The following is a 15,230-nucleotide window of genomic DNA, read 5'->3' on the forward strand; positions in this document are numbered from 1 at the left end:
TTCACTCATTCGCAATTAGTAAATGAAACTAGAATTACTCTGCGCCCTCATTCCTCTTTTACCACTGATTGGCTTTCTTATCAATGGCCTCGGCTTTCGGCGACTTCCGACGGGTTTGGCGGGCGTCGTGGCGACTGGGGCCGTTGTCGTTTCCTTTCTACTATCGATCTCTTTGTTTGGAACGTTCCAGTCAGGAAATAGCCAACCCATCATCGCCAACCTCTTCGACTGGATTAGCGTAGGTGATTTGCACATCAATTTCTCGTTCCAGATTGATCAGTTATCGCTACTGATGCTGCTGGTTGTTACGGGCGTTGGTTCGCTGATTCATCTGTATAGCATTGGCTACATGAGCCACGACGAAGGTTTTGGGAAGTTTATGGCGTTCCTGAACCTGTTTATTTTCTTCATGCTTTTGCTGGTGATGGGTTCCAACTACGTCATTATGTTCATTGGCTGGGAGGGCGTTGGTCTGTGTTCTTACCTGCTCATTGGCTTCTGGAACAAGAATACCAGTTATAACAATGCCGCCCGGAAAGCTTTCGTCATGAACCGTATTGGCGATTTAGGGTTTCTGCTCGGGATATTCATGCTGATCAATACGTTCGGTACAGTTGAATACCTGGACGTATTTAAACAGGCAACGAGTTTAGAAGTTGGTGATAAAACCATACTGGCCATTACGTTGCTGCTGTTTGTGGGCGCTATGGGTAAATCGGCCCAGATTCCGCTCTACACCTGGCTGCCCGACGCTATGGCGGGCCCTACTCCAGTTTCTGCTCTGATTCACGCAGCAACGATGGTGACGGCGGGTATCTACATGGTGGTACGTTCGAACGTATTATACACGCTTTCTCCGCTAACGCTTGAGATTATTGGCATTATTGCTATTGCAACCGCCCTGCTGGCCGCTTCGATTGGCCTGCTCCAGAACGACATCAAGAAAGTACTGGCTTACTCAACCGTATCGCAATTGGGCTATATGTTCCTTGGTCTGAGTGCTACGGCGTATACGGCGGGTATGTTCCACGTAATGACACACGCTTTCTTCAAAGCCTTGTTATTCTTGGGCGCTGGTAGTGTCATTCACGCTATGTCCGACGAGCAGGATATTCGTAAGATGGGCGGTCTGCGGAAAGCATTACCTATTACGTTTGTTACGTTCCTGATTGGTACGATTGCAATTTCGGGCTTGCCACCTTTTGCTGGTTTCTTCTCGAAAGATGAAATTCTGGCGCACGTTTTCGAACATAACAAACTGCTCTGGGCATTAGGCGTACTTGGTTCAGGACTTACGTCCTTCTACATGTTCCGTCTGCTGTTCCTGACATTCTTCGGTGATTTCCGGGGGACAGAACAACAGAAACATCATTTACATGAATCACCCCTTTCGATGACACTACCCCTGATGGTACTAGCTGTTCTGTCAGCTTTAGGAGGTGGCTTGAATCTTCCCAGTGGCGGATGGCTGAGTAATTTCATGGCTCCATTGTTTGAGGGTTCCCGCCAGGTAAATCCCGAAGCCTTTGGCGAATCGCATCTGTCGCATAGCACCGAATACGTATTGATGGCAGTTTCGGCTGGCGTTGCGTTGGTCTCCATGATTATCGCTTACGCCATGTACGTGCGTCGTCAGGCGGTTCCCGTTTCTGATGCAACCGACCGTTCCCTGCCCGAACAGGTCATTTACAACAAATACTACGTCGATGAATTGTACGAGAGTATCATTGTCCGGCCAATCCGTGGTTTGGGTGATGCGCTGTACAGTTTTGGCGAAGGATTGGTCGATGGCATTGTAAATGGGGTGGCCTGGCTGGTACGTCAGAGTTCGGCGCAACTGCGGTTGTTGCAGAATGGCTCCATTGGCTTTTACGTACTGGCGATGGTGGTCAGTATTGTGCTCATTTTCGCCCTGCGATTCTTCGTAAGATTCTAACTATTTTCTGTCGATTGGCAACGTAACGCTCGTCGAACGAACCGGAGTACCGGAACGTAATTCGTAAATCATTGATATGCTTACACTATTTCTGATTTTATTTCCTGTTGTAGCCGCTACGTTAATCCTATTGATAGGAGGGAGCGAACGTACTAAACAGATCGCATTGGTAGCAACCCTGGTCGAGTTGGCGGGCGCAGGTTATGCGTTTGCCGTATTCAAACCAGATGCTACGTCGCAGTTTGCCTTCGATTACCCTTGGATCGGCTCTTTAGGTATTCGCTTCAGTGCTGGAATTGACGGCATTAGCGTATTACTGGTGCTACTGACCGGGCTGCTGGTTCCGTTCATTGTACTTTCTACCTTTAATCGGAATTACCCGCGCCCTGCTACGTTCTACGCGCTCATGATCTATATGCAGGCGGCTCTGATGGGCGTATTTACGGCCCGTGATGGTTTCCTGTTTTACCTATTCTTTGAAGCGGCTTTGATTCCGATTTACTTCCTGGCTGCCATGTGGGGTGGCGAAAATCGGGTGCCCGTTACGTTCAAGTTTTTTATCTATACGATTTTCGGGAGTCTGTTCATGCTGGTGGCATTGGTCTATCTATATTACCAGACACCCGCCACAGCCGGTGCAACTCACTCGGCCGCCATCGTTGATTTTTACAAGCTCAAACTTACCCCCGAAGCACAGAACTGGGTTTTCTGGGCATTCTTTATCGCATTTGCTATCAAAATGCCAGTGTTCCCGTTCCATACATGGCAACCTGATACGTATGTAGAGTCGCCAACACCCGCTACGATGTTGCTGGCCGGTATTATGCTGAAAATGGGTGTGTATGGCCTGATACGTTTCATTCTGCCCATCGTGCCGCTTGGTATGGAAACCTGGGGAAAAACGGCCATTATTCTTTCGGTAATCGGTATTCTTTACGGCGCTATCATCGCCATTCGCCAGCGCGATATGAAACGGCTAATTGCGTACTCGTCATTCTCACACGTTGGCCTGATGGCGGCTGGTGTTTTCTCGCAAACGGAAACAGGTATGCAGGGCGCATTGGTACAGATGCTGGCACACGGTATCAACGTAGTGGGCATGTTCTTTGTCGCCGATGTGATTTTCTCGCGAGCCAACACGCGCCAGCTCGACCAGCTTGGCGGAATCACTCAATCGACGCCGAAATTGACGGTTTATTTCATGATTATGCTGCTAGGTAGTGTGGCATTGCCGCTTACCAATGGTTTTGTCGGTGAGTTTTTACTGCTGCATGGCGTCTATACCTACAACCCTTACCTGGGATTAGCCGCTGGCTTCACTATTATTTTCGGAGCGGTGTATATGCTACGTATGTTCCAGAAAAGTATGTTCGGTGCTACTACGTCTCGTACCGAGTCGTTTGCCGATCTTACTACGTCTGAAAGCTGGGTACTGATTCCGCTGGTTTTCATGGTTTTCTGGATTGGTATTTACCCGCATTCATTTTTGAACGTAACCGAACCCGCCGTTGCTAACCTGATGAAATATATCGGCACTACGGCTGTATCTATGAAGTAAGTCGATCGCTTCAATCGATAGTCGTAAGGCTATCTAAAATGAGGGCTTTCGGCTAATGACTATCGACTAACGACTTAAAATATGCTTCCAATTGTTCTGTTATCGGTTTTTGGGATTGTCCTGCTATTTCTGGGCTTTCTGAAATCAAAAGCGATTCTGTTGCCCGCTACGTTGTTGTGCCTGCTGCTCACGCTGGTCGTCAACTTTATCGACTGGAATAAAAACTACGTGTATTTCAACGGAATGCTGAAAACCAACAATCTGTCGATGGTTTTTACGGCCATCGTGTTGGGTTCGGCGTTTATGGTCGTGGCTTTATCAAGTAGCTTCACAGAAAATGAGGAGTCGCAACCCGCTGAATACTATGGTCTTATTCTGTTCTCGTTAGTAGGAGCTATCATGATGGTGAGCTTCGAGAACCTGATTATGCTGTTTGTTGGGGTAGAGATTCTGTCAGTAGCCATGTACGTACTGACCGGGAGCGACAAACGGAATCTGCGTTCGAACGAAGCGGCTTTGAAATACTTTCTAATGGGTGCTTTCGCCACGGGAATTATGCTGTTTGGTATGGCACTACTTTATGGCGCTACTGGCTCGTTTACCATTGCGGGAATTGGCTCGTATGCCGCCAATCCGCAGGTTGGCCTTTCTTTATTGCTCTACGTAGGGTTGCTAATGCTGCTGATTGGCTTGCTGTTTAAAGTATCGGCGGCTCCCTTCCATTTCTGGACACCCGACGTATACGACGGCGCACCAACCATTTTCACGGCGTTCATGTCGACAGTTGTTAAAACGGCTGGATTTGCGGCTCTGTTTCACCTGTTATCAGCCTCATTTACGGGTGTTTATGCGTTCTGGTGGACTATTTTAGCCATTATCACGGCCATTACGTTGGTAGCCGGTAACGTAACAGCGGTGTACCAGAACAGCTTTAAGCGAATGATGGCCTATTCCAGCATTTCACACGCGGGATATCTCCTGATTGGATTGGCTGCATTGGGTTCACAAACGAAACAAGCTATTGTATTTTATTCACTGGCTTATTCCGTCGCAACGATTTCGGCATTTGGCGTGCTACTATTGGTTGCCCAGCAACGTAGCACGCAAACAATTACAGGCGAAGGGAACATTGCCGAAAATTTTGACTCCTTTAATGGACTGGCTCGTCAGAATCCTTTGTTGGGTTTTGCCATGACCGTTTCGATGCTGTCGTTGGCTGGTATTCCGCTGACAGCTGGGTTCTGGGGTAAATTCTATATGTTTTCTACCGCTGTAGAACGAGGTCAGATCTGGCTGCTGGTTGTGGCTGTATTGATGTCGGCGGTGGGTATTTATTATTATTTCCGGGTTATCATTGCCATGTATTTTCGGGATGGAGCCACTGAGCCAATTCAGGTTGCTCCTTTTTATCGATACGTTTTGCTGGCTGCCACTATTTTAACATTGGGTTTGGGTATTGTTCCGGGCGTGTTGCAAGGAATTTTTTAGTAAACGGCTAGCGTATTTTATACGATATGACAAGGTAGATTGTAAGCCTTTGGCGTCTATTTCGTACTTTTGACGTATTGTATTAAAAATAGTCCAGCTAATAACTTGTAATAAGTTTCGTAATTCAGTGAATGTGAGCAGTATTCAACCGCCTAAGCATAAAGAATTTAGGGAATTTTTTACGTATTTCCTAACAGCGTTGTTGGGTGCTTCCATCAATTTTGTTAGCCGTATTTTCTATCGCCACTACTTCGAGCTAGATTACGCGACCAGTGTACTGTGCGGTTATCTAACGGCTACTGTGCTCACATTTATTCCTACCAAAAAATACGCCTTTTCTGCCGGTAAAACTGGAAATACAGCTCGCGAGGCCATCAAATTTCTAGGTATCGCATTAGTAGCTCTAGTAGTTCAGGTTTACGTATCCAAGTATACCCTGGAGTGGGTAGCAACACCCCTGTTGCCTTCTCCTAATTTGAAAATCTGGCGCGAAACGGGATCTCACGTAGTGGGAATGGGTGCTAGCTTCATGGCAAATTACTTCGGGCATAAACTCCTTACATTCCGGAGTACGGGATTCTACGACAAACTCCGATCACGCTCTTCGAAGCAGGAAGAAAATCAACTGTAATCAATCTTAGATAAATTAAATCTGAAATTGTATATTTTTAAGCTAATATTCCCTTTTAGCTTAATTATCACTGTATATTATTGTATTTACTATTTAAAAACTATATTTGTTTCCAAAAACCTAAAATAGCAAAACAAGAATGAAAAAGGTATTCGCCTTATTGTTTGTTGGTAGCATGCTGACCTTCGCTGCTTGCCAAAGCAAACCTAAAACTGAAGAAGCATCTGCTGATTCGACTGCTACGTTGTCGACCGACACCACTACGATGGCTACGGATTCTACCTCGACGATGGCTGGTGATACAGCTGCGGCTGCCGACAGCGCTAAGTAATAGCTTACGACTTTACAATTTTGCAAAAAGCCCTATTTTTATAGGGCTTTTTGCGTTTTAGTACTACCTAACACACACTTTGTAGTAAAAATTGACTGATCCATTTATTCAATATCTTCCGCCTGTAGCTGTTAACTATTGCCGACAGCTTTGGCAACAATATGCGTTTACATTTCGTGTGGTAAAACCGCGCCGGACTCGGTTGGGTGATTTTAGAGTCATGCCACAGGGGCAAACTCAAATTACAGTAAACGCCAATCTGAATCCGTATGCCTTTCTTATTACGTATGTGCATGAGGTAGCGCATGCTGCTGTGCATCAGTATTACCGAAGTCAGTGGCGTATTGGTAGAAAACGGGTTGAAGCGCCCCACGGCAAACGATGGAAAACGACTTTTCAGCAGTTGATGCAGCCGCTACTTTCCGAAACCGTGTTTCCTGTTGAAATTCTACAGCCACTGACTCACTACATAGCTAATCCGGCAGCTACTACCTACGCTCACCCTGCATTGGTAGTAGCACTGAGGCAGGCGGACGTAGCAGTAGCCGCTCCTATTTCGGTTCGACGGATCATGTTAAAAGATTTGCCGGAAGGAAAAGATTTTCAATTTGCAAAAAAGACATTCAGGCGTGGTACGTTACGGCGGACCCGCGTCGTTTGTAAAGAAATGTCGTCGGGTAAATCCTACACAATTTTGGCACACGCATTGGTAGAAGTAGACTATGATGAATAATGTAAAATGGATAATGGGCAATGGGTTTCTCCGACGTAGTTGGACCTATTATCTATTACTCCTCATTATCCATTATTCATTATCCATTATTCATGCCCCAGCTTTGGCTCAATCGGTGCTTCGGGAAGGTATCTGGGTAAAAATTGGTGTTACGTCTTCTGGCGTTTATCGACTTAGTCAGTCGCAGTTAGCACGTATCAGTCCTGCTTTTGCGTCCACCGACCCTCGCAAACTGCGACTCTACGGAAATGGCGGAGCTGTGTTACCTCAACCGAACTCGACTCCCCGAATTAATGATCTGGCCGAAAATGCCATTCAGGTTGCAGGTGAAGCTGATGGCCGATTCGACGCCGATGACGCAATTATATTTTTTGGACAAAGCCCGCATGTGATACGTTATGATTCCGTCGCCCGACGGTTTTCGCACCAGATCAATGCGTATTCAGATACAACTTTTTATTTTCTGACAATCGGTACTACGTCGGGACTGCGTATTCAGGAACGGCCAGCGGGCGCAGTGTCTGCTACGGCTGCTAATACTACGTTCGATGATTATCAGTTTCAGGAAAAGGATTTGGTAAAAACACCGACGGTGCGTTCGGGACGCGAGTGGCTGGGTGAATACCTAACTATTGATACCACCAAAATCATTACGTTCGATATGCCGGGTTTGGTAGCGAATTCGCCCATTCGGGTGGTTTCGTCAGTGATGGCGGGCGCTACGTCGTCGACTGCATATCGTTTTGGGCTAAACGACGTAGCAATTGGCTCAGTGGCTATTCCATCTGTTTCGGGTTATGAGTATGATTTTCAGGGCGTTCTACGTAGTATCGATACGTTGGTAGCTAAACCAACGGCTATCAGTCCATTACGTATCAGTGTTACGTTCCAGAAGCGCGGACAGATTTCTGCGCAGGGTTATTTGAATTTTGTGGGCGTTCAGGCTCGTCGTGAACTCCGTCAATATGATTCCCCGACCTGGGCACGTCGGCTGGGGGCTGGTTCCTATGCGGTTCGGCAGGCAACGAATGCGCTACGTATCTGGGACGTAACGAATCCACTCGTGCCCGCCACGCAGTCGTATTCGCTATCAAGTGCGCAGGATGCCGCCTGGTCATCGACACGGATGGCCGATTATTTCCTGTTTACGGATACACAATTAATTACGCCGGTATCGCTGGTTTCGGTAGCCAATCAGGATTTGCACAGCCAGCCTACGCCTGATTTGGTCATTGTGACTCCTGCCGCCTGGCGCGATCAGGCCGAAAGGCTCGCTACGTTCCGGCGCGAACATGATCAATTGTCAGTATTGGTAGCCACTACGTCGCAGGTTTACAATGAGTTCGGTTCGGGGCGCCCTGACGTAACGGCGATTCGGGATATGGTACGTTATTTCTACCTGAAACAACCCAATAAACTCCGGTACTTGCTCCTGTTTGGCGACGCTACGTATGATTACCGGAACATTATGGGGATGACCAACCCTACGCAACAGGCCAATATGGTGCCTGTGTATGAAAGTCGTGAATCGCAGCATCCGGTCCTGAGTTATTCTTCCGATGATTACTTCGGATTTATGGGTGCTGATGAAGGCGAGTGGCCTGAGTCGGTGGCAGGTGATTACCAGATGGTAATCGGGGTCGGTCGGTTGCCCGTCAAGTCGGCTTCCGAAGCGCAAACTGTCGTTGATAAATTGATTCGATACAGCTCCGATAAATCGGTGACTGGCGACTGGCAAACCAAGGTAATGATGATTGCCGATGATGGCGATGGAAATATTCATCAGGGGGATGCCAATTCGCTGGCCGCGATTGTTGAAACGCAGTCGCCTATGTATCGCCCTGAGCGCGTTTTTCTGGATGCCTTCCCACAGGAAAATACAGCCAATGGCCAAAAAGCGCCAACGGTGAATCAATTGATCAATCAGGCGATGGTCGATGGACGATTGGTGATTAATTACAGCGGACACGGGGGCGTATTGGCACTAGCCGATGAGCAGATTGTTACCCTTCAGGACATTCTTTCCTGGAAAAATCGTCGGCTTCCGTTGATGGTTACTGCTACGTGTCAGTTTGGTCGCTACGACGACCCAAATGTTAATTCGGGAGCGGAGTTGGCTTTGCTGAGCCGCATCGGTGGTCCTATTGGCTTACTGACAACCACTCGCCCTGTTTACGCCAACACAAACCTGCTCCTGAATGAAGCCTTTTACCGATTTCTGTTTAAGCCAATTAATGGACAGATGCCGCGTCTGGGCGATGTAATACGGCTTACCAAAAACAATAGTCTGGCCGGTTCTCTCAACCGGAATTTCGCCCTATTGGGTGACCCATCCATGCGGTTGGCTTATCCTCAGGCGCAGGTACAGCTTACGCAGATAAACGGCAAACTATTGACGGACACTGCTCGAATCGATACGTTAAAAGCGCTTCAAACGGTTGAATTATCCGGTGAAATTCGGCAGCAAGGCTCCCGCCTGGCCGATTTTTCCGGTACGTTGCGGCTAACATTATACGACAAATCAGTCACTCGTGCTACGTTGGGTTCTGAGGCTGGCAGCCCCAGGATGACGTATCAGATTTACAATAGTCCGTTATTTACGGGTCAGGTTCCTGTACAGCAGGGGAGGTTTGTAGTTCGGTTTACCATGCCGAAAGACATTAATTATACAGTCGGCCCCGGCAAAATTTATACGTACGCTATTCGATCTGACAGTACGCTGGAAGCGTTGGGAAATTACGACAGCCTGCGCGTTGGCGGCAGTGTTTTCGCCGATACGGTTGATAATCAGCCGCCAGTCGTTGCACTTTCGGCTATCGGTGGAATAACTGACGGTGACGTAGTGCGCGTGACCGGACCAGACGTAGCGATACGTATCGGACTGACTGACAATCGAGGCATTAATATTGCTAGGTCAGGACTAGGGCATGAACTAACAGTGCGGCTAAACGACCAGACACCAGTTATTGTGAATGACCTGTACGTAGCAACGGGCGTTGGTGGGCGAGTGGGCGAAGTCCTTTATACGTTCCAAAATCTTGAACCTGGTACGTATACGATTCGAGCCAAAGCCTGGGATATCAACAATAATTCGGGAGAGGGGTCGTTGACCATAGTAGTTTCGGAACGACCAGGTTTGACGTTACGTTCTTTCCGGGCCAGTCCGAATCCGGTAGTAGCGCAGGCAACCCTGACGGCTGAACTGGATCGCTCAGGTGAACCACTCGACTGGACGTGGAGTGTGTATAATCTGAGCGGACTGTTGATAACTCAGCAGACAGGGCAGTGTACCGATTGTGAGGCTTTGGTGGAAATCGGTACGTGGGATGGTCGGGCTGTTAATGGTCAGCCGATGCCAAATGGCCTGTATCTTGTTCAGTTACAGATTCATTCGGCCGCCGATGGCACAAGTGCTAAGGGCGCCGGTCGATTAATTCTATTGAAATGATTTGCGGGTTAAATAAACCCTTTTTTCTAATCCAACATTCGTCGTAATTTTGAGCCCAGACGATTGCCACACGCACATCAACCCGTTGTCGTCGTTGACCAACATTCTTTATATGAAGCACAATATTTCCCGTGTTCTTCTCGGTTTCAGTTGTTTTCTTCCCCTTTTCGCATCGGCCCAGGGCAAACTAGACCTTAATGGTCGACGAAATGTACCTACTTCGGCTGTGCCTTTTCTAAATTTCACACCCGATGCGCGTTCCGGCGCGTTAGGCGATGCTGGGGTAGCCCTGGGTGATGCCGACGCAAACGCTATTTACTGGAATCCATCGAAGCTGATTTTCGCCAAACAAGACAAAGGGGCTTCTATTTCCTACACTCCGTGGCTGCGGAACCTCATCGGCGATATGTATTACACCTACCTGAGTGGCTATTCCAAAATGGGCAAAAACTCAGTAATCGGTGGCTCGCTGTTGTATTTCGATCTGGGAACTGTTGATTTTACGACCAATACAGGCGTAGCAGCTGGTACGTTCAACTCCCGCGAATACGCCATTACGGCCTCATTTGGTCAGCGTCTGTCGCAGAATACTTCGCTTGCTGTCGATTTGAAATACTTGAACTCCAACCTGGCTGCGGGGGGAACGAATTCGGGCTTAAAGCCAGGTGGTACTGCAGCTGCTGATATCAGCCTTTACCATCGCGATGAAGCTCGTGATAATGCAACCGGCAAAGGCGTTGGCTGGGCGTTTGGCGCAATGATTTCTAACCTCGGCGGTCGTATTAACTATGGTGGTAACGAACGTTATTATATTCCGACAAACTTGCGGATTGGTACTTGCTTGACGCTGTTTGCCGATCAGTATAACAAGTTCAACTTCGTAGTAGATGCCAATAAGTTGATGGTACCAACCCCTGATATTCAGAATGTTAACGGGCAAATTGTAGATTTGAATGCTGGTAAAAATTACTTCAGTTCGGTTTTCGGCTCATTCGCTGATGCACCGGGTGGATTTAGTGAAGAACTGGCAGAAATCACGTTATCAACGGGTATCGAATATTGGTATAACGATCAGTTTGCCGTCCGCGCTGGGTATTTCAATGAGTCCGACCAGAAAGGCGGCCGCAAATACGTAACAACGGGTATCGGCCTACGGCTGCAACAACGGTTTGGTGTTGATTTCTCCTACCTGATTCCCATTAAAACGGGTAACCCACTATCTGATACGTTCCGACTTTCGTTACTGTTGAATTTTAACGGTGGTGACGCCGTCGGTGAAGACGATTCCACAACCGACGATTCAAACTAAAGCGCGAAATAATGAAAGAGTGAAAGAGCGAATCTGCCGGATGGTATTCGCTCTTTCACTCTTTCATTATTTCGCTCTTTTATATCTTTTTCATGACTCTCGATAGAACCCAGGCACCTCCTTTTCAGGCAATTCAGGATGTTCGGCTTCCTGATATTCAGAAACATACTTTAGATAATGGGCTTCCCTTGTACTTGATTTCGGTTGATCAGCAGCCCATTCTGCGGATTGAATGCGTGTTTGATGCCGGCACCTGGTACGAACAAATTTTTACGCCCGATCAACCCGGTACTGCTTTCTTCGCCATGAAAATGCTGGCCGATGGTACCAAAACGCGTTCATCGGCTCAGATCAGCGAATACTTCGACCGTTACGGCGCTTTTCTGGAATTAAATAGCGGTCCTGATCGGGCTAGTGTAGTGGTCTACTGCCTGACCAAATTTCTGCCGAACGTACTGACTCTGCTACGTGAACTTATAACGGAACCCGTATTCCCGCAGAAAGAACTGGAAGACTTACGTAATATTACGTTACAGGGTCTACGTATCAATTACGAAAAAAACGCGTATCTGGCGAGTGTTCTGTTCCGGGAGAAATTGTTTGGTCCTACACATCCATACGGACGTAGCCAGCGTCCGGACGTAGTGGCGCAGCTTCCACGCGAGGCTGTCGTTCGTTTCTACGAGCAGGCTATTCATCACCGACCTTTTCGGATTATTGTAGCGGGCGCAGCCACAGAAAACGAGGTATTGCTGATCAATCGCGAACTTGGGCAACTCCCGATACGTAGCGAAGCATTATCGCCTGTTTCTGGTTTGGCATTGCCGGATGATGAGCTGCCTGTGCTGTCTGAAAAAGCCGATAGTATTCAATCGTCGATTCGGTTAGGTCGTCGGCTGTTCACGCGAGCTCATCCCGATTTCTTTAAAATGCTGGTGACCAACGAAATACTGGGTGGTTATTTTGGCTCCCGACTCATGAAGAATATTCGGGAAGAAAAAGGCTTTACATACGGTGTTTCGTCGAATATGCCCTCATTCCGCCACGAGGGTTATTTCCTGATTGGTACTGATGTGAACAAAGAAAATACGCAGCAAACGTTAGACGAAATCCATAAGGAAATTCGCATCTTACAAAACAATCCTGTCCCCACTGACGAACTGGAAATCGTGAAGAATTACATGGCGGGCGAATTTGTGGGTTCGCTCAATACACCGTTCGAAATTGCCGACCGTTACAAAGTTATTCTTCTTGATGGCATGCCAGCCGATTTTCTGACCGCTTATATCCAGCGAATACGCGCTGTTACGCCCGAAGAAATTATGGAAACGGCAAACCGGTATCTGACAGTTGAGCAACTGCGTGAAGTGGTGGTTGGCAGTAAATAAGGAGAAACAGAGGGTTTTTAGTACAAAATCAAGGGTTGTAACCACGCAAAGGTTGGTCGTTTAGTAACAATCCCTTAATTTTGGGGTTACATTCTTTCAGTAAGGGCACCTTTTTGAGTGTCAGTCTCTAGTATCAATTACGTAGTTAATTAGACTTAATGAATATCTTTCTTATCATCATCGGAACGGTAGTAGCGTATTTGTTGGGCTCAATTCCCACGGCAGTTTGGTATGGGCAAGGCTTTTTCGGGCTTGATATCCGCCAATTTGGTAGTGGAAACGCCGGTGCTACGAATACATTCCGGGTGTTAGGAAAACGGGCTGGTACGATTGTGATGCTGGTCGACGTATTGAAAGGCTACACAGCCGCCAGCTTATCGACGCTGCTCTGGTACGGCGATGTTATTACTGAGAAAGAAATGCTGACGTTTAAGATTGTCTTTGGCCTGGTGGCCGTAATTGGTCACTTATATCCAGTATTTGCCAATTTCAAAGGCGGCAAAGGCGTTGCTACGTTGCTGGGTATGATGCTGGCAACCCATCCTGAAATGGCCGCTGTCTGTATCGGTATTTTTCTGCTGGTGGTTATTGCCTCGCAGTACGTATCGCTGGGCTCCATCCTGGCTGCCCTGGCGTTTCCGGTACTCCTGCTTCTTCAAATTTTTGGTCAGAAAGAAAATCCATTGCTGATCGTGCTGGGCTTCGTTATTTTCCTGCTTGTAGTGGTAACACACCAGAAAAATATCAGCCGGTTGCTACGTGGGGAGGAGAATAGAACCGTCCTGATTCGCTTCCGGAAAAAGTCATAGGCTAAGAAACCGCTTTTGGATAGACATAAATGCCCCGGCGTTGCGTGAAAAGTACGTAACTTCGGGGCAAAAATTTTAGATGTATGCTAGATAAGGCTAGAGCGATTGTCTATTCATATATCATACAGCCTACATCCTACATCATATATGACTGCTTTTCTCGAAACCAACAAACAGCGGTTTTTAGATGAACTGCTCGAACTGTTGCGAATCCCATCTGTTTCGGCCGATTCCCGCTTCAAGGACGACGTGCGCCGAACCGCCGAATTTGTCAGGGATAAATTAACGGCGGCCGGATTGGATGAAGCCCAACTGTTCGAAACGGCTGGCCATCCCATCGTATACGCCGAAAAAATTGTAGATTCCGCCAAGCCTACGGTACTGGTATATGGTCACTACGATGTTCAGCCCGCCGATCCGTATGAACTCTGGCATTCGCCCCCCTTTGAACCGACTATTCGTAACGAGCGGATCTACGCTCGTGGTGCCTGCGACGACAAAGGCCAGTTTTACATGCACATCAAAGCCATTGAAGCAATGGTGGCAACGGATGGTTTGCCCTGCAACGTAAAAGTGATGATTGAGGGCGAAGAAGAAGTTGGTTCCGATAATCTGGGCACTTTTGTTCGTGAACAAAGCGAATTACTTAAAGCCGACGTCATTCTGATTTCGGATACCAGCATCATTTCCAACGAAACGCCCTCACTCGAAACCGGCCTCCGCGGGCTTTCCTACGTAGAAGTTCAGGTTACGGGGCCGAATCGTGATTTGCACTCAGGCGTTTATGGCGGTGGTGTAGCAAATCCAGTCAACGTACTGTGCGAAATGATTGCATCGTTGCACGACGAAAACGGACGTATTAATATTCCTGGTTTTTACGATAAAGTGGCCGACCTCAGTGATGAGGAACGTAGCGAATTAGCGAAAGCACCGTTCGATCTGGAGGAATACAAGCGTGATCTGGGTATTAACGACGTAATGGGCGAAACAGGCTACTCGACTAACGAGCGGACGTCGATTCGGCCAACGCTGGATGTGAATGGCATTTGGGGCGGTTATACGGGCGAGGGAGCCAAAACGGTACTGCCCTCGAAAGCATCGGCCAAAATCAGTATGCGATTGGTTCCTAACCAAACCCCCAACGAAATCACCGAACTGTTTACCAGGCACTTTACGTCCATTGCTCCGGCGGGTGTACAGGTGCAGGTAACGCCCCATCACGGTGGCATGCCCTACGTAACGCCCGTTGATTCAGTCGAATTTGAAGCGGCCAGTAAAGCCTTTGAAGAAGCCTGGGGTAAGAAACCCATTCCGACAAGGGGTGGAGGGAGTATTCCGATTACAGCACTATTCGAAGAGGTGTTAGGTATTAAATCGATTCTGATGGGCTTTGGTCTGGATAGCGATGCACTGCACTCGCCTAACGAAAGTTACGGGTTATTCAATTTCTATAAAGGCATCGAAACCATTCCGTATTTCTATAAACACTACGCTGCCCTGAAGAGCTAATAGCCCGATGTCTGGGCCAAGCTCCAGCTTGGCCCGTGTAAAAAACTGGCTTGTTCTATCACGGGCCAAGCTGGAGCTTGGCCCAGACAG

Annotated in this window: 11 protein-coding genes; all 11 read left to right on the forward strand. The window is 47.8% G+C overall.

All coding sequences use genetic code 11. The features are described from left to right. Positions 1-22: 22 nt before the first annotated feature. Entirely contained in the window at positions 23-1,936 is a 1,914-nt protein-coding gene (nuoL, locus tag IC229_RS10540) for an NADH-quinone oxidoreductase subunit L (protein ID WP_190886927.1), read from the forward strand. A 76-nt stretch (positions 1,937-2,012) separates the two neighbouring features. Further along, on the forward strand, positions 2,013-3,494 hold the full coding sequence (locus IC229_RS10545) for a complex I subunit 4 family protein (protein ID WP_190886928.1): 1,482 nt from the start codon (positions 2,013-2,015) through the stop codon (positions 3,492-3,494). Positions 3,495-3,575: 81 nt separating this feature from the next. After that, positions 3,576-4,982, forward strand: a complete 1,407-nt coding sequence (locus tag IC229_RS10550) for an NADH-quinone oxidoreductase subunit N (protein ID WP_190886929.1) — start codon at positions 3,576-3,578, stop codon at positions 4,980-4,982. 127 nt (positions 4,983-5,109) lie between these two features. Continuing rightward, entirely contained in the window at positions 5,110-5,613 is a 504-nt protein-coding gene (locus tag IC229_RS10555) for a GtrA family protein (protein ID WP_190886930.1), read from the forward strand. 139 nt (positions 5,614-5,752) lie between these two features. Further along, positions 5,753-5,944 (forward strand): hypothetical protein, encoded by a 192-nt coding sequence (locus tag IC229_RS10560; RefSeq protein ID WP_190886931.1) that lies wholly within the window; start codon positions 5,753-5,755, stop codon positions 5,942-5,944. Positions 5,945-6,035: 91 nt separating this feature from the next. Beyond that, positions 6,036-6,677: a SprT-like domain-containing protein gene (locus tag IC229_RS10565; RefSeq protein WP_190886932.1), complete on the forward strand. Its 642-nt coding sequence runs from the start codon at positions 6,036-6,038 to the stop codon at positions 6,675-6,677. Continuing rightward, the gene (porU, locus tag IC229_RS10570) at positions 6,667-10,125 is read left to right on the forward strand and encodes a type IX secretion system sortase PorU (protein WP_317171552.1); all 3,459 of its coding nucleotides are present in this window, start codon (positions 6,667-6,669) and stop codon (positions 10,123-10,125) included. The genes IC229_RS10565 and porU overlap by 11 nt, the downstream gene beginning before the upstream one ends. A gap of 112 nt (positions 10,126-10,237) precedes the next feature. Continuing rightward, a complete protein-coding gene (gene porV, locus IC229_RS10575) occupies positions 10,238-11,434 on the forward strand; it encodes a type IX secretion system outer membrane channel protein PorV (RefSeq protein WP_190886933.1) in 1,197 nt (398 codons plus the stop codon). A gap of 92 nt (positions 11,435-11,526) precedes the next feature. Continuing rightward, complete coding sequence (locus IC229_RS10580) at positions 11,527-12,822, forward strand: M16 family metallopeptidase (protein WP_190886934.1); 1,296 nt, start codon at positions 11,527-11,529, stop codon at positions 12,820-12,822. 158 nt (positions 12,823-12,980) lie between these two features. Next, positions 12,981-13,631 carry a glycerol-3-phosphate 1-O-acyltransferase PlsY gene (plsY, locus tag IC229_RS10585; RefSeq protein ID WP_190886935.1) on the forward strand — a complete coding sequence of 217 codons (651 nt, stop codon included), beginning with the start codon at positions 12,981-12,983 and terminating at the stop codon, positions 13,629-13,631. Positions 13,632-13,778: 147 nt separating this feature from the next. Then, complete coding sequence (locus IC229_RS10590; RefSeq protein ID WP_190886936.1) at positions 13,779-15,140, forward strand: dipeptidase; 1,362 nt, start codon at positions 13,779-13,781, stop codon at positions 15,138-15,140. Positions 15,141-15,230 lie beyond the last annotated feature (90 nt).

The sequence above is a fragment of the Spirosoma profusum genome, from assembly GCF_014699005.1.
Lineage (GTDB): Bacteria > Bacteroidota > Bacteroidia > Cytophagales > Spirosomataceae > Spirosoma > Spirosoma profusum.

Coding starts and splice junctions, on each gene's coding strand:
- nuoL (WP_190886927.1), top strand. CDS start 23: ATGAAACTAGAATTACTCTGCGCCCTCATTCCTCTTTTACCACTGATT.
- porU (WP_317171552.1), top strand. CDS start 6,667: ATGATGAATAATGTAAAATGGATAATGGGCAATGGGTTTCTCCGACGT.
- IC229_RS10580 (WP_190886934.1), top strand. CDS start 11,527: ATGACTCTCGATAGAACCCAGGCACCTCCTTTTCAGGCAATTCAGGAT.
- plsY (WP_190886935.1), top strand. CDS start 12,981: ATGAATATCTTTCTTATCATCATCGGAACGGTAGTAGCGTATTTGTTG.
- IC229_RS10590 (WP_190886936.1), top strand. CDS start 13,779: ATGACTGCTTTTCTCGAAACCAACAAACAGCGGTTTTTAGATGAACTG.
- IC229_RS10550 (WP_190886929.1), top strand. CDS start 3,576: ATGCTTCCAATTGTTCTGTTATCGGTTTTTGGGATTGTCCTGCTATTT.
- IC229_RS10560 (WP_190886931.1), top strand. CDS start 5,753: ATGAAAAAGGTATTCGCCTTATTGTTTGTTGGTAGCATGCTGACCTTC.
- porV (WP_190886933.1), top strand. CDS start 10,238: ATGAAGCACAATATTTCCCGTGTTCTTCTCGGTTTCAGTTGTTTTCTT.
- IC229_RS10545 (WP_190886928.1), top strand. CDS start 2,013: ATGCTTACACTATTTCTGATTTTATTTCCTGTTGTAGCCGCTACGTTA.